The 21,059-nt window shown below is 40.8% G+C and carries 16 protein-coding genes and 2 tRNA genes; 11 read left to right on the forward strand and 7 right to left on the reverse strand.

The annotated features are described in order from the left end of the window. Positions 1-147 precede the first annotated feature (147 nt). Positions 148-1,335: a glycerophosphodiester phosphodiesterase gene (locus FTU29_RS04755; RefSeq protein ID WP_180120657.1), complete on the reverse strand. Its 1,188-nt coding sequence runs from the start codon at positions 1,333-1,335 to the stop codon at positions 148-150. Between the two features lie 276 nt (positions 1,336-1,611). Here FTU29_RS04755 and FTU29_RS04760 point away from each other — a divergent pair, with 276 nt between their 5' ends. The 3 genes from FTU29_RS04760 to FTU29_RS04770 all read left to right on the forward strand — a co-directional run bounded on the left by FTU29_RS04760 (position 1,612) and on the right by FTU29_RS04770 (position 6,943). Next, positions 1,612-4,719, forward strand: a complete 3,108-nt coding sequence (locus tag FTU29_RS04760; RefSeq protein WP_180120658.1) for a multidrug efflux RND transporter permease subunit — start codon at positions 1,612-1,614, stop codon at positions 4,717-4,719. A gap of 209 nt (positions 4,720-4,928) precedes the next feature. Beyond that, positions 4,929-6,272, forward strand: a complete 1,344-nt coding sequence (mgtE, locus tag FTU29_RS04765) for a magnesium transporter (protein WP_180023268.1) — start codon at positions 4,929-4,931, stop codon at positions 6,270-6,272. Positions 6,273-6,352: 80 nt separating this feature from the next. Further along, entirely contained in the window at positions 6,353-6,943 is a 591-nt protein-coding gene (locus FTU29_RS04770; protein WP_180023269.1) for a DUF4112 domain-containing protein, read from the forward strand. Between the two features lie 161 nt (positions 6,944-7,104). Here the strand turns inward: FTU29_RS04770 and htpX are convergent, their stop codons facing one another. Together htpX and FTU29_RS04780 are read right to left on the reverse strand one after the other, a co-directional pair. Further along, complete coding sequence (gene htpX, locus FTU29_RS04775) at positions 7,105-8,010, reverse strand: protease HtpX (RefSeq protein ID WP_180023270.1); 906 nt, start codon at positions 8,008-8,010, stop codon at positions 7,105-7,107. Positions 8,011-8,143: 133 nt separating this feature from the next. Continuing rightward, a complete protein-coding gene (locus FTU29_RS04780; protein ID WP_111883899.1) occupies positions 8,144-9,007 on the reverse strand; it encodes a lytic transglycosylase domain-containing protein in 864 nt (287 codons plus the stop codon). A 498-nt stretch (positions 9,008-9,505) separates the two neighbouring features. On the opposite strand from FTU29_RS04780, the gene ttcA reads away from it, so the two are divergent. Together ttcA and FTU29_RS04790 are read left to right on the forward strand one after the other, a co-directional pair. Continuing rightward, the gene (gene ttcA / locus FTU29_RS04785; RefSeq protein ID WP_078192144.1) at positions 9,506-10,435 is read left to right on the forward strand and encodes a tRNA 2-thiocytidine(32) synthetase TtcA; all 930 of its coding nucleotides are present in this window, start codon (positions 9,506-9,508) and stop codon (positions 10,433-10,435) included. 222 nt (positions 10,436-10,657) lie between these two features. Beyond that, on the forward strand, positions 10,658-11,041 hold the full coding sequence (locus FTU29_RS04790) for an SCP2 sterol-binding domain-containing protein (RefSeq protein ID WP_078190434.1): 384 nt from the start codon (positions 10,658-10,660) through the stop codon (positions 11,039-11,041). Positions 11,042-11,117: 76 nt separating this feature from the next. Here the strand turns inward: FTU29_RS04790 and FTU29_RS04795 are convergent, their stop codons facing one another. Next, the gene (locus tag FTU29_RS04795; protein ID WP_078192143.1) at positions 11,118-12,230 is read right to left on the reverse strand and encodes a transglycosylase SLT domain-containing protein; all 1,113 of its coding nucleotides are present in this window, start codon (positions 12,228-12,230) and stop codon (positions 11,118-11,120) included. Between the two features lie 365 nt (positions 12,231-12,595). On the opposite strand from FTU29_RS04795, the gene greB reads away from it, so the two are divergent. The 6 genes from greB (at position 12,596) to epmA (ending at position 16,661) form a co-directional block, all read left to right on the forward strand. Further along, positions 12,596-13,093, forward strand: coding sequence for a transcription elongation factor GreB (greB, locus tag FTU29_RS04800; protein WP_180076767.1), 498 nt, complete (start codon positions 12,596-12,598; stop codon positions 13,091-13,093). Between the two features lie 83 nt (positions 13,094-13,176). Next, positions 13,177-13,266: transfer RNA gene (locus FTU29_RS04805), tRNA-Ser, on the forward strand. Positions 13,267-13,496: 230 nt separating this feature from the next. After that, positions 13,497-13,586, forward strand: a tRNA-Ser gene (locus tag FTU29_RS04810). Between the two features lie 165 nt (positions 13,587-13,751). Next, on the forward strand, positions 13,752-14,504 hold the full coding sequence (locus FTU29_RS04815) for a class II aldolase/adducin family protein (protein ID WP_180120659.1): 753 nt from the start codon (positions 13,752-13,754) through the stop codon (positions 14,502-14,504). Between the two features lie 115 nt (positions 14,505-14,619). Then, positions 14,620-15,687, forward strand: a complete 1,068-nt coding sequence (locus FTU29_RS04820; RefSeq protein ID WP_180120660.1) for a 4-phosphoerythronate dehydrogenase — start codon at positions 14,620-14,622, stop codon at positions 15,685-15,687. Positions 15,688-15,692: 5 nt separating this feature from the next. Next, positions 15,693-16,661 carry an EF-P lysine aminoacylase EpmA gene (gene epmA, locus FTU29_RS04825; protein ID WP_373423578.1) on the forward strand — a complete coding sequence of 323 codons (969 nt, stop codon included), beginning with the start codon at positions 15,693-15,695 and terminating at the stop codon, positions 16,659-16,661. 153 nt (positions 16,662-16,814) lie between these two features. On the opposite strand, the gene FTU29_RS04830 is transcribed toward epmA, so the two are convergent. The 3 genes from FTU29_RS04830 to FTU29_RS04840 form a co-directional block, all read right to left on the reverse strand. Next, positions 16,815-17,270, reverse strand: coding sequence for a hypothetical protein (locus tag FTU29_RS04830; protein ID WP_180034413.1), 456 nt, complete (start codon positions 17,268-17,270; stop codon positions 16,815-16,817). Between the two features lie 161 nt (positions 17,271-17,431). Continuing rightward, positions 17,432-18,673, reverse strand: coding sequence for a multifunctional CCA addition/repair protein (locus FTU29_RS04835; protein ID WP_180120663.1), 1,242 nt, complete (start codon positions 18,671-18,673; stop codon positions 17,432-17,434). A gap of 81 nt (positions 18,674-18,754) precedes the next feature. Next, positions 18,755-21,034, reverse strand: a complete 2,280-nt coding sequence (locus FTU29_RS04840) for an NADP-dependent malic enzyme (protein ID WP_180093722.1) — start codon at positions 21,032-21,034, stop codon at positions 18,755-18,757. Positions 21,035-21,059 lie beyond the last annotated feature (25 nt).

A 21,059-nucleotide genomic window follows, 5' to 3' on the forward strand; every position in this document is an offset into this window, starting at 1 on the left:
AGTTCCGACAGTTCCGACAGCTCCGACAGCTCCAGCACCTCAGCCAGTGGCAACGCAGTCAGCCGCAGAATATTTGGCAAACCCGCTTTAAGGTTTCCATTGAACAATAAAAAAGACGCCTCGGCGTCTTTTTTAAATTTAGGAAAACTAGGGCTTTTGCAGTTGTGTTAAGGTTTTGCGTGCCAGTCCCGGATCATCTGCAAATACACCATCTACACCAGCTTTATAGAAGTTTTCAAATTCTTTAGCCGCACCGGTATCACAACGTTCGGTTGCCACTGAGCTACATTTTAAATAGTCAGGTAAAAAACCATTTTCAGGTCTGAGCGTATAAGGATGGACTTTCAAACCAGCAGCATGGGCATCTTTGACAAAACTGGTTTGTTTAAACTCAGTGTTTGAAAAGATATACGTTTTACTAGGACCCACACCATCTGCATATTTTGCCACTGATTTTAGGCCTTCTGCTGTTGCTAAGCTTGCATAATTTTGAGGTGAGCTTTGTTGCTGTAAGTCACCCGGTATTGCAGTTGGGCTATCTAATAATTGAATAATTTTGCCATGTTTGAGGGTTTTCTTTTGCGTGAGTTGATCACGTAAGTATTTAAGATTGGTGGTTTCAAAGGACTGTAAATATACAGGCGCGATATCACGTGTATAACTGTATTTGGCAAGCGTGGTGAGTAAACGATCTTCCATGGCTAGATTTTGCTGTTGGAAAAATGTTGGGTGCTTGGTTTCAATATATAAACCAACAATTTTCCCAGTTTTTTTATAGTGAGCATCGGCAAGTTCAATGATTTGTTCGAGCGTTGGGATGCTGTATTGATCATTATATTGAGTGTTATTAGGGCGATATTGAGCAATACGCTCACGTGCTTTTACATTTTGAGTCAGTTCATTCAAATTAAAGTCTTCCGTAAACCATCCTGTATAGTCGATACCATCGATTTTTTTGGTGGTTTTTCGATCCGCAAATTGTGACAGCGTACTAATATTGGTAGTCCCTGAAATTTCACTTTCATGGCGCGCAACCAGATAGCCATCCTTGGTTGGCACTAAATCGGGTTCGATAAAATCCGCACCATCATCAATCGCTTTTTGATATGCGGCAAGAGTATGCTCAGGTCGCAAAGCACTGGCACCACGATGCCCAACAATGACAAAACCTGTATCAGGCAAAATAGGGGGCTTGGTGACATGGGTTTTATCGTCATCCGAATTACATGCAGATAAACCAAAAACGCTAAAAAGGAGCAGTGAAGACACGCCCCATGAGGATTTCACTTTGCTAGTTATGGCTAGATTTAACTGTTTTGTTAATTGTTTTTGCATGGCTGCCTCTGCATCTTTTTATATAAATGAATGATGTTGCAGGCATACATTGCAGGGCAGTGGCTAAGACTTCATGACAGAGGCGGTTTTGTCACATAAATTTACTAAAATAGCTGAAATGGAGGCTCTCCATATTTTCTACATATTTCGCTTCAAGCAAGGTTTTTATGTAGTCTAGGCTTGTAATCAAGCACATTGTGATTGATTATCAATAAGATTTTTTGAAAAAATCAATCAACATATTTTATTTCATTAATTGAAAAGTGACATGGACTGATGCTGTCTAAGTTTTTTATTTATCGACCGATTTTTGCAGGTGTCTTGGCGATCATCGTCATGGCGCTCGGGCTATTTGCTGTGCTCAATTTACCGGTAGAGCGCTATCCAGATATTGCACCACCACGAATTACGGTCAGTGCAAGTTATAGCGGTGCGTCAGCAGAAACAGTCGAGGAAAGTGTCACACAAGTTCTTGAGCAACAAATTAAAGGAATTGATCATCTTTTATATTTTAGTTCAAGCAGCGACTCTTCAGGTCGAAGCCGGATCAGCATCAGTTTTGAAAATGGCACTGACCCAGATACCGCTCAAGTACAAGTACAAAATGCCATAAATGGAGTAATCAATCGGCTGCCTGAAGATGTGCAGCGCCAAGGGGTAAATGTCTATAAATCTTTGGGTGATACCCATATGGTTATCGGCCTCTATGATGAGACTGGCAAGAGTTCGAATATCGAACTTGGTGACTATATGATGACTCATCTAGAACAGGACATTGCTCGAATTGAGGGTATTGGTGAAGTCGATGTTTTTGGTTCGCAATTTGCCATGCGCATTTGGCTCAACCCACTGAAGTTAAAGCAATATAGCCTTATGCCCAGTGATATCCGTGCGGCTGTTGAATCACAAAATACGCAGGTTGCAGCCGGAGCCTTAGGTGAATTGCCCAGTGTTTCGGATCAATATCTCAATGCAAAAGTCACTTCAGGTACACGTTTAAAGTCAGTTGAAGAATTTGAAAATATTATTGTCAAATCTGCACGAGACGGCAGTTTTGTCTATTTAAAAGATGTTGCACGTGTTGAATTGGGTGCGGAAAATTATTCAGGGGTGAATACCATTAACGGGTATCCATCTTCAGGGATGGGGATCTCATTGGCTTCTGGGGCAAATGCACTTGAAACCTCAGCCTTAATTAAGCAAGAAATTGAACAGTTAGCGAAGCAATTACCTGCCGGTTATAAAATTGTTTATCCACGGGATAACACGCCATTTGTACAAGAATCGATTAAAGAAGTGGTGAAAACATTATTCGAAGCCGTTTTATTAGTGGTTTTGGTGATGTTTATCTTCTTACAAAATTGGCGAGCAACGCTGATACCTGCGATTACCGTGCCTGTGGTGATTCTAGGGACTTTAGCGATTTTATATGCTTTGGGCATGACCATTAACACGCTCACCTTGTTTGCATTGGTATTGGCCATCGGTCTGTTGGTCGATGATGCGATTGTTGTGGTGGAAAACGTCGAACGTTTAATGCATGAACAACAGTTAACAGCAAAACAAGCAGCTATAGAGTCGATGCATGAAATTAGCGGGGCATTAATCGGAATTACTTTGGTATTAACCGCTGTTTTTATTCCTATGGCGTTCTTTGGTGGTTCAACGGGTGTGATCTATAGACAATTTTCCATCACACTTGTGGCTGCCATGGGCTTGTCATTGATGGTTGCGCTAATTTTAACCCCTGCATTATGCGCCTTAATTTTAAAACCTAATCCGAAACCACAGCGTTGGGCGATTTGGTTTAACGCCAAATTAGAGATTTTAAAAACCAAATATTTGACCCTTGCACAAGCCACGGTTCGTTATCGCTTATGGACGGTGGTGTTGTTTGCGGGGCTCATTACGGTATTTGCTTTGTTTTATCGTGCTTTGCCGACCAGTTTTATTCCTAGTGAAGACCAGGGTATTTTGAGTGTGCAACTTAAATTACAAGAAGGTGCACCGATGTCGAAAAGTCGTGAGGTCGGTGAACAAATTCGGCAGTACTTTTTAACTGAAGAAAAGCAAAATGTTGATTTGGTGATGATTCGTTATGGACGAAATTTTTCTGGTACGGGTCAAAACTTAGGGCAAGGCTTTATTGCACTGAAGCATTGGGATGAACGTTCAGGACAACACAATTCAGCGCAAGCGATTCGTGAACGTGCTATGAAACATTTTAAAAAATTTAACAATGCACAAATCAATGTCAGCATGCCTTCCTCTGTCAGTGGCCTTGGGCAAACCGATGGTCTGGAATTTTGGCTGCGAGATATGAATGGTGAAGGCCGTGCTTATCTCGATGCGCAATTTAAAAGCTTACAAGAAAAATCTTCACAATTCAGCAGTTTCGAAAATTTAGACAAACGCTCAAACCCCGATAAAGCCGAACTAAAAGTGGATATTGATCAAAAACAAGCTATGGCCTTGGGGTTAACTCAAAATGCGATTAATAGCACCATGAGTAGTGCATGGAGCGGTAGCTATATCAACGATTTTATCGACCGTGGGCGCATTAAACGCGTCATGATGCAGGCAGATGCCGAATTCCGTTCTAAACCAGAAGATTTAGCTTATTGGCATGTACGTAATGACCAAAATGAAATGATTCCATTTAGTAATTTTTCAACCATTGGTTGGAGTGGTGGTCCAGAAGTTGTTAACCGTTTCATGGGCTATACCGCATTACAAATGGAAGCGGATACAGCCAAAAATGTCTCAAGTGGACAAGCCATGCAGGATGTTAAAGCTTTAGTTGATCAAGTGCCGGGTGTGGACGTGGCATGGAGTGGGTTATCCTTTGAAGAGCAAAAATCAAGTCATCAAGCGATTTGGCTATATTTAGTCTCGATTGGATTTATTTTCCTCTGTCTTGCTGCCCTATATGAAAGTTGGAGTATTCCAACTGCAGTCATGAGTGCGATTCCACTTGGGATAGGCGGTAATATTTTGTTTAGCTACATGGCCGGTTTTCCAAATGACATCTATTTCCAAATTGCTCTACTGACAACAATTGGTTTGTCCTGTAAAAACGCGATCTTGATTGTAGAGTTTGCAGCGATGGCACAAGAAAAAGGCAAACATGTAATCGAAGCTGCAATGGAAGGCGCAGCACTTCGTTTACGTCCTATTTTGATGACCTCTTTGGCTTTTGGTGCGGGAGTGGTTCCTTTAGTTCTTGCTTTTGGTGCAGGTGCAGCCAGTCGCCAAGAGATTGGGGTGAGCGTACTCGGTGGGGTAATATTCGGTACGGTTTTGGTGCTGATCTTTATTCCGTTTATGTATGTCATGGTTCGTTCCATTTTTAAAATCAAACCGGTGTCTGAGTCTATGAAATAACCGTTAGACAGTATTTAGTTCTACAGAAATACACCGTTAAAGCTTGGATACTTGACGGTGGTTTTTTATTCTGGAGAATTTTTTAGCGGGGAAGAAATTCCACTGAGAACTTTTATAGATATAGAGATCATATTGAAGTGATTTGAAACTCTTCATTTTATCCTTCAAAATGTGTTTAACAAATAAAGATTAAAATTTGAGTGAGTTGAATGGCGGATTTAATACAAAGACAGCGTGATATTTCCGCTTTGTTGCAACAACAAAATTATACAGAGGCCGTTGGTGTTTTACAGCCTCTGAACTATGCTGATCAGGCCCGTTTAATTCAGCAATTTCCAATTGAATATCAAATTGAGTTACTTTCAGGTTTAGCGCATCAAGGTTTGGTTTTTGAGTTTTTCCCTTTTGAGTCACAGCGACAGCTGATTTCGCGTTATCCACTGCGTCTACAAATTGAATTATTTGATGACATGCATTCTGATGATGCAACGGATTTATATAAAAGCTTAACAGATGCAGAACAAGATCGAATTTACCAACAACTTGATCAAGATACACAAGAGCATTTAAAGGCGTTATCTGCTTATGCAGAAGAGTCTGCAGGCGCAATCATGAGCTCAGACTATGTCAGTATGCCTGCTGACTTTACCATGCAACAAGCCATAGAGGCCTTGCGCCATGAACCGCATGACCGTGAAACCCTGTATTTAATTTATGTCACCAATGATCAGTCTCAATTAAAAGGGGTGATTTCACTGCGGCAAATTTTGCAAGCCGACCGTGATGCACGGATTCAAGAGGTGATGACCAAAGATGTAGTGACTGGTTGGATAGACGAAGACCAAGAAAGTATTGCACGTAAACTGGCTGAATATGATTTTATGGCCTTGCCGATTGTGGATCATGCCAAGCGTTTGATGGGGATTGTCACCTATGATGATGCGATGGATGTGGTACAGGCTGAAACTACCGAAGACTTTTTAAAAGCTAGTGCAGTGAGTACCGAACCAGGTATGAGCATTAAGAAAGCACCGATTTTAAAGTTGTATCAAAAGCGGGTGTTTTGGTTGGTGATATTGGTCTTTGGCAGTTTATTGTCCGGTTTAGGTATTTCCTATTATGAAGATATCATTGCCGCACATATCGTCTTGGTTTTTTTCTTACCCTTACTGGTCGGAAGTGGAGGCAATGCAGGTTCTCAGTCTGCGACCTTAATGGTGCGAGCGCTTGCCACAGGGGATGTAAAGATTCGTGATTGGTTTTATTTGTTGGGGAGAGAGACGCTTGTTGCTCTTTGCTTAGGCGGAACCATGGCCATTGCTGTATCGATTTTAGGCTACTACCGTGGTGATGCAACCGTGGCCTTGGTCTTGGCACTGAGTATGATGGGTATCGTATTGCTCGGTTGTTTAATTGGCATGAGTTTGCCTTTCATACTCAATAAGTTAAAGCTCGATCCTGCAAGCGCTTCTGCACCTTTGGTAACCTCGATTTGTGATGCGACTGGCGTGGTGGTGTATTTGATGATTGCTTCACAATTGCTCAATTTATAGAGATTAGCATTTTGCAACAGATTGAAGACTTCTAATATGTTTTAATCTCAGTGATTTACACGTTTTTTATTGGATAAAACATGGCTGAACCATTAAAACAAAAAATGTCAAAGCAAGAAGTCATTCGTCTTGAACGCGATCTCGCAAAGTTTGCCAATATGATGGACTCCGTGGTTCGGATTCCATTTACCAGACAAGGGGTAGGTGCGGACGCAGCGTTGAGTACCATTCCCGTAGCTGGTGATATCGCAGGATTTATCTTGACCTGTTATGCCGTCTATAAAGCCAAACAGATTGGCGTACCACAAGCCAAATTAAATGGTGTGATGAAACTCGCAGTTATAGATGCTGTCGTGGGGTTTATTCCTGTTGCAGGGACGATCTTTGATGTGTTTATTCGACCGAGCCGTAAAGCTTTAGATGTTGTACATACGCACATTCGTGAAGAATATCAAATCAGTACAGATCAACATGTGATACATCCGTTTTTACATGAAAAATTAGAACAGAAACAACAGCAATCTGCTTTTTGGCGCAACCCTGTGGTTGCATGGATATGGATCCATATTCCAGATATACTCGGGATGATTTTCTTATTAATCTTTATCTTTGCAATTTATATGGGTGGTTCATTGCTTTGGCAATGGCTAAAGGCCAATGGAGTATTGTAGATAGAAATGCCTTGTTGCTTGAACGCGATCACTGAGAGGCTATTCAATTGAAAGATCGTTCAGCTGAAAGATTATTGATAAGACAATAAATGTTCGGAAAAAATTAGACTTAAAAAAGCCTCCATAGGGAGGCTTTTTTACGACATACATTAGATGCTCGATTATGGGCAATCTAATTGTTGTAATGCCGCAACACGTTGTTCAATCGTTGGGTGTGTTTGGAACAATGCAGCTAAACTGAAACTTTGTTCTTGACCCGCAGAAATTGCAAAGGCTTTCATTTCTTTTGGCATTTGATCTGGCATTTCAGATTCTGCTTGTAAACGTAACAGGGCAGAAATCATCGCTTGTTTACCTGCTAAACGCGCACCAGCTTCATCGGCACGGTATTCACGGTAGCGAGAGAACCACATCACAATGGCAGACGCTGCGATACCAAAAACAATATCTAATACAATCGTAATGACAAAATATGCGATACCCGGTGCTTCACCATCTTCACGACCAAAAACATTACGGTCAATGAAGTCACCTGCTACACGCGCAAAGAACATCACAAAGGCGTTGACTACACCTTGCACCAATGCAAGGGTTACCATATCACCATTGGCTACGTGACCAATTTCGTGAGCGAGTACGGCACGGAGCTCGTCTTTGTTCATACGCTCAAGTAGACCGGTAGAAACTGCTACTAAAGCATCATTTTTATTCCAGCCTGTTGCAAAGGCATTTGACTGGTACGATGGGAAAATACCCACTTCTGGCATTTTGATACCAGAACGTTGTGCTAGTTGCGCAACTTCGTTAAGTAACCATGCTTCAGCTTGGTTACGTGGTGCATTAGGGTCAATCAGCTCTGTACCCGTGGTTTTCTTCGCCATCCATTTTGACATGAATAGTGAGATCATTGAACCCACCATACCGAACACAAAACAGATTACGAGCAAGTTGCCTAAATTTAAGCCGCCTGCACCGTGGTAACTACCGACACCGAAGAGTGACAAGATTATGCCAGCTACAACCAGTACCGCGAGGTTGGTCAGCAAGAACAAACCAATCCGCATCATTGGGTAAATCCTCTTATTATAGAAAAATGATCTGATTTACAAATAAAAATCATTAAACTCAATATGAGGTGAAAGTCTTAAAATTTCAAGGAAAAATTAGTAAAACAGATGCAATTTTACAAAATCAGTGAATTTATTCATTGAAATAAATACGCGCTGAAGCAGACGCATTTGCTGTGGCAAATGAACCTGAAGGTGCGTCGGTAAAACTAGCATTGTCTGTTTGAATAATTTGACGTGCCGATGATTTAGCAACCGTAGGGGCAGCAGCATGATAATTATCCGAACTGGCAATAATCCGACCACTATTTGAAGCGATATTGGAATTGCTCGAACCTGATACACTTAAACTACCAGCATATAGGTTGTTGTAGCGGCTAGTGACACGGCGGACATAATCTTGTGTTTCGCGAAAAGGTGGGATACCACCATATTTTGCGACATTGCCTTCACCTGCGTTATAACCAGCTAAGGCAAGTGAGGTGTTACCATTAAAACGTTTCAGTAGCCAAGATAAATAGCGCGCACCAGCCATAATGTTCTGATGTGGATCATAAGCATTTGTTACATTGAAGCGACGTGCTGTGGCAGGCATGAGCTGCATTAAACCTTGGGCGCCAACAGGTGAACGAGCATTAGTGTTAAAGCCTGATTCGGTATGCATCACCGCTTTGATTAGACCTTCGGAAACACCATGTTGGGCCGCTGCTTGTTTAATAATATTGTCAAAGGCATTTTTATTCCTACTATAGCTGGGTAACACAGACGCTTCATTTGAGCCCCAGTTACTATAACTATGGATATTACTGTCCGGATAGTAGGTTTTTTTTTCAACTTTTAGATTGCTATAGCGGCCTTGTTTATTGGTCAGTAACGTTGTGCCATTACTTTCACGCAATTGATAAATCGTTTGGCCGGCAAAAATGTTTGGTGCTGCTAAACTGATAGCCACACTTCCACCTAATAACAGCCCCAAAGTCCAAGTAATGTTTTTCATTTTATTGTGAAGAAAAATTCTGTCCCCAAACAGTTAAAGAGAGTTTATCAAAAAAAAATTAGATGAAAAGGCTTCAAGGACTGATTTCTTCTTTACTTTGTAAAAATCAAGTCATTTTGATGATTCAATAATCAAAAAAAATATTTATTTTTTTTTTAAGGAGCTTAACTTGACACACTTAAGTTATTGATAATTAAATTTATTTAAATTGATCAAAAAATGATCAATTTAAATAAAAGCCTTAAAATAAGGGCGGCTCACCTTGTCAAGTCATTTAGAATCCACAAAGTTATCCACAGCTTTTGTGGACAACTGTGGAAAAGTCCAAAAGATAAGCATTTGGGCTAAAAAATGAACTGTACCGTATAGAATATTGCACTGAAGATTACGTGATCATGACAGTATTTCTACTTTTTTCGGAAATTACATTCTTTTGATGCGAGAAGTCTGCGAATCGGATAAAATTGCGCGGTATTTTTTTTTAGGTTTAACTCGTCTATGTTCTCGCCAGTTGAGTCCGAACAAGGATTTAATTTCAAACCAGAACTACCAACTAGCTCTGCGTATTATCGTCTATTGAAAAAGCTACGCCGTCAGGTCGGTCATGCCATTCGTGATTTTAAAATGATCGAAGAGGGTGACAAAGTGATGGTCTGTATTTCAGGCGGTAAAGACAGTTATACCTTGCTCGACATTTTGTTGCAGTTTAAGCGTATTGCGCCGATTAATTTTGATGTGGTTGCGGTCAACCTTGACCAAAAACAGCCGGGTTTCCCTGAAGACGTATTGCCACGTTATTTAGAAGAAAACAAAATTCCGTATTACATCTTAGAAAAAGATACTTACAGCATTACCAAACGTTTAACACCAGAAGGTAAAACGTACTGCGCAGTGTGCTCGCGTCTACGTCGTGGTTCGTTATACGGCTTTGCTCAAGAAATTGGGGCGACGAAAGTGGCTTTAGGTCATCACCGTGATGATATTTTGGCGACGTTCTTTTTGAACTTGTTCCATGGCGGCAGCTTAAAAGCCATGCCACCGAAATTATTGTCTTCTGACAAAAAGAACATTTTGATTCGTCCACTGGCTTATGTGGAAGAAAAAGACATTATCAAATATGCAGAAATGCGTAAGTTCCCAATTATCCCATGTAATTTGTGTGGTTCTCAGGAAAACTTACAACGTGCGATGCTAAATGACATGCTGCGTACTTGGGATAAAGAATTTCCAAAACGTTTACACAGTATTTTTGGTGCTTTGCAAAATGTTTCGCCCTCACAACTGGCTGACCGTGAGTTATTCGACTTTGAAGCCCTAGATGAACAACGCGAATTTGACTTTAAAAATAGCGAAAGTTGTTCAACTGAAGAAGGTGAGTCAGAAAGCAAACGCATTAATATGGTGAACTTAGGGTTTATGGCAGATTAAGTGGAAAACCTCATCACGCAAAAGGCATTCTACGGAATGCCTTTTTTATGCTTATGATTTTTCTCATTTTGTTATTAAACAGTTAAATATTGAACGGTGCGTACAAAAAACTTTAGCCTTTTCACAAATGATCATGCTATAACAAACCTCAAGCAAAATATGCTTGCACTGATGTTGTCCGGAACGGCAACACACACGAACAAAATAAATTGAGGAAAGATCATGCCTGCTTTTTTAACTGATGATTGGTTTTCAACTGTAGAAACTCTGACAGCTCAAGCTGGTGATTTAAACTTACCACCTGCATTGGCTAATCTTGCAATTAACCTTGTGGTTGCTGACGCTGCAGGCAATACTGAATTGTCATTAGACGGTGGTGCAATTAAAAAAGGTTTATCTTCAAACGCGAAAACAACTTTGAACATGGATGCTGAAACTTTACGTAAAGTATTCCTTGAATTTGATATGGCTGCAGCGATGCAAGCGTTTATGACAGGCAAAATAAAAGTACAAGGTGATATGTCACAATTGATGGCATTGCAAACAGCAAAACCAAGTACTGAGCAAAAAGATTTATTCAAAAAAGTACTTGAGCAAACTGCTTAAGTCTAAAACGAAAAAAGCTTACCCGAAGGTAAGCTTTTTTTTGTGCGCTCACATGTAAATGTTAGGTGGACGCATATTAGATATTCACCAGTTGAGGTGTGGTTTTAATATGTTCCAAATAAGCACGAATACGCGTGACATATTGCACAGCTTGACGATAACGACCATTGCTGGCCTTGTTACGGTCTAGATAAGCATATAAATTCACCCACTTATTCGGGTTTTTACCCTGAGATTGGATGCGCTTTTGAATCTGACTTACAGCACCAGGACCCATGTTATAAGCCACTAAGGCATACCAATTACGATCAGGGTACGGAATGTTACTATAACGGTTTAGCATTTGGTCATAGTACTTTGCACCACCTTGAATGCTTTGAGTCGCATCTGTACGGTTGCTCACACCCATGGCTTTTGCTGTACTGTTAGTCAGCATCATAATGCCACGAACACCCGTTGGGGATACCGAGTCAGGTTTGAGGTAAGACTCTTGATAACCAATCGCTGCCAATAAATGCCAGTCTAGATCGTATTGCTTGGCCGTGTTTTTAAAACTTGCCTTATAGATCGGCATACGTTTACTTAAATCACGTTGAATCACATTCCAAGAATCTTGTTTGACCACATTACGGTTGTAGAATGATGCCAACTGTCCAATTGCGCCATTTTGTTTGGCACGGCAAATAAAACCACTCGCGGTTTGGCTTAGTGGATCATCTGCATTTTTAAATACCCAGTTTAAGTTGCTGTTTAAACCATTCTTTTTTAAAGAAACGGTATCACCACAACTGGCTGAAAATGACGTCAAATGCTTGGCTTCAATGGTACTCATTTCGGCAGTGGTCATAGCAAAATTGGCTTGACCTTTGGCAACCATTTTTAAAGCAGTGGCATTGTCATTCACTGTTTTAAAATCTAATTGGACATTTAAACTTTCTGCATAGTTACGTGCAAGGTCGTAACCAAAACCATGTCGATGTTTACCATCCTGAAAAACAATGGCAGGATTGGCAACTGCAACAACAGTGAGTTTATTACTGTTGACGACAGCATCATATTGATGTGCTGTTTTGCTGGCATTAATACTGTGAAAAGGAATTAAGATAGTACTAAGTGCAAGCGCTTTAAATGGGAGAGAGTTAAAAGAGTTAAGGCAAAGCCTCGACCCAGAAGTTGAACTACTGTGCATGTTGTCTCCGCTACAAGTAATTTATGCCCTAAAAAGCAAAGGCAAACAGGCCTCAGACTTTTTCAAGTTTGATAAATTCAATAAGGGTTGGGCAGTCATGACGTCATTCAAAAATGACTAGGGGGTTTCGGGAAATATGTAGAAAATCTACACTGGATAAAAATTAAACAAGCCTAAAAGATGTGCGCATAATAATGAGCAAAAAAATACTTGTCAAATTTTGTACGAAAAAATATTAAAATATGTAACATAAACAATTGATTTTGTTTGGGAATAAATTTTATATACTTTGCCTGTGTAGAAATGGAGGATAAAATAGGCATGTTTTGTAAAAATCAGCACTTGCTCAAGGCCTAAAAATCATCATGAAATCTAACTTAATTACCCGTGGTGGACACGATTTATTGGTCGCTGAACTTCAACATTTATGGCATGAAGAGCGACCTGAAATTACCAAAAAAGTGAACTGGGCGGCTAGTCTTGGAGATCGTTCGGAAAACGCGGATTATCAATATAATAAGCAATTGTTACGCAAAATTGACCGACGTGTACGCTACTTGGGAAAACGTTTGGAAGAGCTTCGTATTATCGATTACTCACCCGAACAAAAAGGGAAAGTCTATTTTGGGGCATGGGTTGATATTGAAAATGAAGACGGCGAACACAAAACGCTAAGAATCGTGGGGGTAGATGAAATTTATGATCATCATCCGCAACATATCTCAATTGATTCACCTATGGCTCGAGCACTCTTATCCAAGCAAGTGGATGATGAAGTCGAAGTTCTAACCCCGCTAGGAAAAAAATGTTGGTATATCAATTCAATTCGTTATGAAATGGGCGAAAGCACTGAAAAACAATAAACTGCTTTTATTTTGTTCAATTGGACGTGTTTTTTACAAAATAATTTGCCATTGCTGAAATTTATTTATATGATGGCGGCCATGGAAGCGTGGCAGAGCGGTTTAATGCACCGGTCTTGAAAACCGACGAGGGCGCGAGTCCTCCGTGAGTTCGAATCTCACCGCTTCCGCCATATTCAAAAAACCCTGATGTTTTTAGCATCAGGGTTTTTTTATGTGCGTAAATTGAGGTAATGCAATTAGCCTTGACCTCAATTCAATAAATTTTGATTGAGCTTCTATTTTTCAGCTCGAAGCCAAAATTTTACAATCGCCTAAATTTTGTATGAACGATTTGCCAAGTGTTCAAAATAAGGCAAAATAATTTGCCAATCTGAATTTTTATTTATATGATAGCGGCCATGGAAGCGTGGCAGAGCGGTTTAATGCACCGGTCTTGAAAACCGACGAGGGCGCGAGTCCTCCGTGAGTTCGAATCTCACCGCTTCCGCCATATTCAAAAACCCCAATGTTTTACATTGGGGTTTTTTTATTGCCTAAATTTTTGAATAGTTTTTTTCTACAGGCGAAGTTGATATACAGCATGAATATGACATGCTATTAATTATTCACAATAAACAGAAAACAAGATCAATCGATTTAGACAAGGAATTCACCCATGCAGAAACCAGAGCTTATTCATGAACTGGAATGGCAAGCGCGTTGTCAATTGGCGGCACTGTATCGCTTAGTGGCTTATTATAAAATGACCGACTTAATTGATACCCATATCAGCCTGCGTTTAAGTCATGAACCGGAGCATTTTTTGATTAATCGTTATGGTGTGACCTTTGACAAAATGACAGCTTCTGATTTGGTCAAAATTGATCATGAAGGTAAAATTGTGGAAACCTATGATGCAGGGAAGATGGTGAATGTCGCAGGATTTGTGATTCATTCTGCCTTACATCATGCACGTGCAAATATTAATTGCGTGATTCATACGCATACTGCCGATGGCGTGGCGGTTTCTGCACAGGAACATGGATTATTGCCAATCTCACAACATGCGTTAAAGTTCTATCAGAACATTGCTTATCATGAATATGAGGGCATAGCCTTTTCAACTGAAGAGCGTGAAAGATTGGTACAAGATATGGGCAATTTTCGCTGCATGATTTTACGCAATCACGGCTTGCTTGCGACTGGAGAGAGTGTAGCACGGGCATTTCATGAAATTTACTTTTTAGAACGGGCTTGTCAAATTCAAGTAAAAGCGTTGTCAAGTGCTACATTGCATTATCCGAGTCCGAAGGTTTGTGAACATACGTTGCAGCAGTTTGAAAATCCGATGGCCGAGCCCATTATTCAAGCGGCTTGGCAGGCGGCCTTGTCTTTAATTGAAGATCAGCACTCAGATTATTGTCGTTAATATAATTTTCTATCATTTAGCTTATAAAAAAATGGCGCTATGCTTTATGTGCAGAAGAATAGTCATGGCATGAGCAACGCGTTATCATGTTCGTAGTGGAATTATGAGATGAACTATGAAAATCGTTGCAGATGAAAATCTGGCATTTACTGAGTATTTTTTTGCTGAATTTGGTGAAATAAAGCAAGCGGCAGGTCGAACATTGACCCATGAGGATGTTAAAGAAGCCGATGCATTATTGGTACGATCAGTGACTCAGGTAAATGCAGAATTAATTCAACAGACCGCACTGAAATTTGTCGGTAGTGCTACGATTGGAACAGATCATTTAGATATTACCGCTCTAGAAAAGCAGGGCATTGCTTGGTCAAATGCTGCAGGTTGTAATGCACAAGCGGTTGCCGAATATGTGATTACAGCATTGCTCTACATTAAACCTCAACTGTTGAATGCAAATGAACAATTTACCTTGGGTATCGTTGGTTTAGGTAATGTCGGTTCACGTTTGGCTGTCATGGCAGAATTATTAGGTTGGAATGTCATTGGCTATGATCCATTTGTGCAATCTGATCAGGTGAAACAAGTTGAATTTGCAGAACTGTTAAAAAAAGCAGATGCGATTAGTATCCATGTGCCACTAACTAAAGTGGGGGAATATCCAACCTATCATTTAATTAATGCTGCTGCACTTGCCGCTATGAAGCCTTCAGCGATTTTGATTAATTCCGCGCGTGGGCCAGTGGTCGAAGAAGCTGCCTTAATTGCCGATATTCAACAAACTCAGCGTAAAGTGGTCTTAGATGTTTTTGAACATGAGCCAGAGATTTCAGCAGCGTTGTTGGATTTAATTTACGTGGTGACACCCCATATTGCAGGCTACAGCTTGGAAGGTAAAGCACGTGGCACACAGATGATCTATGAAGCATTCTGTCAAACTTTCAATCAACCGATAAATAAAGCTTTTGAAAGTCAGTTACCCGTTTGTGAGCAGTATTTTACTGGTGCTGACTTTAAGACGGTATTACAGCGTTATTTAAAAGATATTTATGACATTGCTCGTGATGATGCAAACTTACGTGCTTGCCTAAAAGACGGTAAAGTGGATCAAAAAGCTTTTGATTATTTACGTAAAACCTATCCTTTACGCCGTGAATGGGCTGCACATGGCGGCCCAGCAGCATGAGTCAAATGAACTTTCAACCGAGTTGTGAACTCACTGCACTTCGTGCACGTGCCACGATGTATGCTCAAATTCGCCAGTTTTTTGCTGCACGTGATGTGCTTGAAGTGGAAACACCTGTGCTTTCACAAGCGGGTGTCACCGATGTGCATTTAGCATCGGTACAAGCTCAGCGTCATGTGAATGGTCAAAAGCAAACGCATTATTTGCAAACTTCACCTGAATTTGCCATGAAGCGTCTGTTGGCAAGTGGCAGTGGGCCTATCTACCAAATCTGTAAAGTTTTCCGTGATGATGAACATGGACGTAAACACAACAGTGAATTCACCATGTTGGAATGGTACCGTCCGGGTTTTAGCTTAAAAGACTTGATGTTTGAAGTGACGGATTTATTGAATGAAACCTTGAAACAACGCTTTGGTGAAATTCGTCCGACTATTTTGAGCTATAAGCATGCCTTTATGGATCGTTTGGATTTGAACCCGTTACAAGCTTCTTTACAAGATCTAAAAGATTGCTGTCGTCGTGTGGGGCTAAGCTTAGATTTGGGTGAAGACCGTTTAGGCTATATCGATTTATTGTTTTCGCATTATGTTGAGCCGAGCCTCGGTTTTGATACGCCAGTGTTCCTGACAGATTTTCCACCGGAAATGGCTTCTTTGGCGAAAACCCGTGTGGACGAAGATGGGGAGTTGGTTGCAGCACGATTTGAGCTGTATATCGAAGGTTTAGAGTTAGCGAATGCTTATGATGAACTGATTGATGCGGATGTTTTACGCAGTCGTTTTGAGGCAGATAATGCAGAGCGCGCTAAACTTGGGTTGCATGTGATGCCGATTGATGAATATTTGCTTGCTGCATTACCGCATATGAGCGAGTGTGCAGGTATAGCCTTAGGTATTGATCGATTGCTAATGGTGGCAACGAATCAGTTAAAACTTGAAAAAGTCATTAGTTTTCCAGCAGCTGTGTCATAAGTGAACTGAATAGCTGCTGTCTATAAATGCTTATACATTTTAGACAGCAGCATAGCTTTCAAATTTAAAAAGGCCTATCAACGTATAGATTGTGATTTAGCGATAATATGTCTAAATATTTATAAAAGATGCAATTTAATTACAGCAGAGTAGCTAAAATTTTATATAAATTATCAATGTCACAATAATAAAAAGAGTAATAAAGGCTATTTCAAGACCTTTATTTCTTTGAATTTTTTTATGATAGAAAACAATGCTGAGTGGGGAAAGAAAAAAGGAGACAATTATCGCCCACAGCCAGTTTAAATTTGGGCTTCTATCAATACTCCCGTCATTCTGTGTAGTCCAGTCTTGATGTGGATGAATAAAATCCACAGCAGCGCTCGCCAATAGAAAAATATTAATATATAACATAACTCCCAAAACTATATAAAAAGGAATAGAGCTTATAAATGAACGCTTAATTATTAAGGAGCCTAGGGCTAACATTCCAAAAAATATCATGATGAGCTGTGGCAAACTTTTTAAAAGGGTTTGGGTAAAGCCCATCCCTACTAGGAGTCCGCAAAAGACAATAGCAATCAATATATTGGAAAGTTGTTTCTTCATTATTTTTATTCTTTTTACCAGTCTTAAATTGGGTTGAGTATCAGTATTTAATTTTCAGAGATGACACTAGATTATTTCAATTTTTCATTTATTTCAAAATACTTCGGCAGGCTTAACAGCAATGATGAAAGTCAATCCTCTCATTTCTGAGAGGATTTATTTTAAGCTGTAGGCGTGTTATGGCCGAGTTCATGCTTGAATTGTCCGATAGCTTCAATTCGTTTCTGAATCAACATTTCACCAATATCAGGGCCTTTCACATCTGAAGGTAAGTCAGAAGCCTTAATATTACGAACCACCTGCATGGCATCTAAAACGTATTGAGCTTGCGGATAGGCACGATCCTCTAAACCTAAGCGACCACGTGAATCACATTCACAGGCTTGTACAAAGGCCTCTACGCGTTCAGGACGGCGTAGCACATCCAGACGTTGTAACAGGCGCCACAAGGTACCCGGTTTTAAACTCAAGGCTTGATGGCATTTTAAATGTTCTTTACACACTGAGATAGCCAATTGTTTGGTATTGGTGGGAACACGCATACGGTCACAGACATCAGTAACTGGTTTTACACCACGCTCTTCATGCATGATATGGCGCGGTAACTCATCTACTGGAGTAAGTGCTTTGCCTAAGTCGTGTACCAGTACAGCAAAACGAACATCCAAAGAATAATTTGCACGACACGCTTGTTGTAGCGACATCATGGTATGAATGCCACAGTCTATTTCAGGATGATATTCAGGACGCTGTGGAATACCGTATAACGCATCAATTTCAGGGAACAAGACTTTTAAAGCGCCACAGGCTCTTAATACCTCAAAATATTCATCTGCGTGGTCTTCCATTAATGCACGAGACGTTTCCTTCCATACACGTTCAGGTGTAAGGGCTTTAAGCTCGCCAGATTTGGCAAGCTCTTGCATCAGTTCCAATGTTTCATCAGCCACTGTAAAACCTAAAGCTTTATAACGTGCCGCAAAACGTGCAATCCGCAGAACTCGCAAAGGATCTTCGACGAAGGCATTAGAAACATGGCGAAGGACACGCTGTTCTAGATCACGTTGACCGCCATAGGGGTCATAGACATTACCTGCATCATCCATAGCAATCGCATTGATCGTGAGGTCACGTCGAATGAGATCTTGTTCGAGTGTGACATTGACGTCGGTATAAAATTCAAAGCCATGATACCCATGTCCAGACTTACGTTCTGTACGGGCTAAGGCATATTCGTCTTTGGTCTCTGGATGAAGAAAAACAGGGAAATCTTTACCCACAGGTTGATAACCTTGAGCAAGTAATTGTTCCGGCGTTGCACCGACAACGACATAATCTTTTTCGTGATAGGGGTGCCCGAGCAAGTGATCTCGAACTGCACCGCCTACTAAATAAACTTGCATGAAAAAACCTCTATTCTTAGAGCAATCATGCTACAGAACAGAGGTTTTCTCAAGTCACAAAGTGTGTTCAGGTCAACTAAATTAGAGTGCTAATTTTTCGTTTTCTTGAATCTCTGCAACAGTTAATGCAGTCATATTCACTAAACGGCGAGTTGTCGCTGTTGGTGTTAAAATATGAACAGGTTTTGCAGCACCCAAAAGAATTGGGCCAATCGTCACGTTACTACCCGATGTTGATTTCAACAAGTTGAACGAAATGTTCGCTGCATCCAGATTCGGCATAATCAGCAAGTTTGCAGAACCTTTAAAACGTGAGTTCGGGTATGCGAAATGACGAATATTTTCATCCAGTGCGGCATCACCATGCATTTCACCTTCAACTTCAAGTTCAGGTGCAATTTCTGACAAAATATCATAAACCTTACGCATTTTTTGTGCGCTAGGATCATTTTGGTCAGAACCGAAACTTGAGTGAGAAAGCAATGCTACACGCGGCGTAATACCAAAACGGCGTACTTCTTCAGCCGCTAAAATAGTCATTTCAGCAAGCTGTTCAGCTGTTGGATTACGGTTAATGTAAGTATCGGCAATAAACAAGTTACGATCTTCAAGCATCAATGCATTCAGCGTGAAGAAGTTATTGCGGCCTTCTTTTAACCCAATCACATTGCTGACAAAGTCTAAGTGAATGTCATAGCTAGAATAAGTACCACATAACATACCGTCAGCTACACCATGACGAACCAGCATTGCCGCGATAAGTGTTGAACGACGACGTGCTTCACGCTGAGCGTATTCAGGCGTTACACCTTTACGCTGCATGATGCTGTAGTAATCATTTGCAAACTTATCGTAATCAGGGTTTTTCTCTTGATCGACGATAGTGATGTTCACGCCGTCTTCAAGACGTAGACCTAATTTTTTGATGTTTGCTTCAATGACTGCAGGACGGCCTACAAGAATTGGTTTTGCTAAACCTTCATCAACAGCAATTTGTACTGCGCGAAGTACACGTAAATCTTCACCTTCAGCATATGCAATACGTTTTGGATCAGTTTTCGCTTGCGCAAAAATTGGTTTCATCATGAATGCAGAGTTATAAACAAACTCAGACAAACGTTGACGATACGCAGAGAAGTCTTGAATTGGACGAGTTGCAACACCTGAATCCATCGCTGCTTGCGCAATAGCAGGTGCAATTTCAAGAATCAAACGTTGATCTAATGGGCGCGGAATGAGGTAATCACGACCAAATGAAGCAGATTTTTCACCATATGATGCAGCATCAGCTTCGACATGTGCCATGCGAGCAATCGCATGTACACAAGCAATCTTCATCTCTTCATTAATTGTGGTTGCACCAACATCTAGTGCGCCACGGAAGATATAAGGGAAGCAAAGCGCATTGTTCACTTGGTTTGGATAGTCTGAACGACCAGTTGCCATAATCACGTCTGGACGTGCTTCATGTGCGTGTTCAGGAAGAATTTCAGGGTCAGGGTTAGCAAGGGCAAAGATGATCGGATCTTTCGCCATGACTTTAACCATTTCTTTGGTCAAAATACCTGCTGCAGAAAGACCAAGGAACATGTCCGCACCTTCCATTACATCAGCAAGCTGAGAGCCTTCGATGTCTTGAACGTATGCCTTTTTCGACTCATCCAAGCCTTCACGTTTAGTCGTCAATAAACCGCGTGAATCTGCCACAACGATGTTTTCTTTTTTCACGCCAAGTGCGCAAAGTAAGTTCAAACATGAAAGGGCAGCAGCACCTGCGCCAGAAGCGACAATTTTGATTTCTTCAATTTTTTTGCCATTGAGTTGAAGTGCATTCAGTAATGCAGAACCCACAATGATCGATGTACCGTGTTGGTCATCATGGAACACAGGAATATTCATGCGTTCACGAAGTTTTTGCTCGATGTAGAAACACTCTGGGGCCTTGATGTCTTCAAGGTTGATACCACCGAAAGTTGGTTCTAATGCTGCAACGATATCTACGATTTTGTCTGGATCGTTTTCAGCAATTTCAATGTCAAAAACATCAACACCAGCGAATTTTTTGAATAGAACGCCTTTACCTTCCATAACAGGTTTTGACGCTAAAGGACCAATGTTACCTAAGCCTAGTACGGCTGTACCGTTACTGACTACAGCAACAAGATTACCGCGCGCTGTGTAAAGTGCAGCAGTAGATGGGTCGCGTTCAATTTCTAAACAAGGTGCAGCGACACCTGGCGAGTATGCGAGGGCTAAATCGTGTTGGTTGACCAATTGTTTGCTTGGTGTAACGCTGATTTTCCCCGGAGTTGGAAATTCGTGATAATACAAAGCCTGCTGTTTTAAAGATTGATCGTCCATCTGTATCTCGATTGTGTTTTGTTTA

The organism is Acinetobacter sp. YH12086 (assembly GCF_013419345.1).
GTDB classification, from domain to species: Bacteria; Pseudomonadota; Gammaproteobacteria; order Pseudomonadales; family Moraxellaceae; genus Acinetobacter; species Acinetobacter amyesii.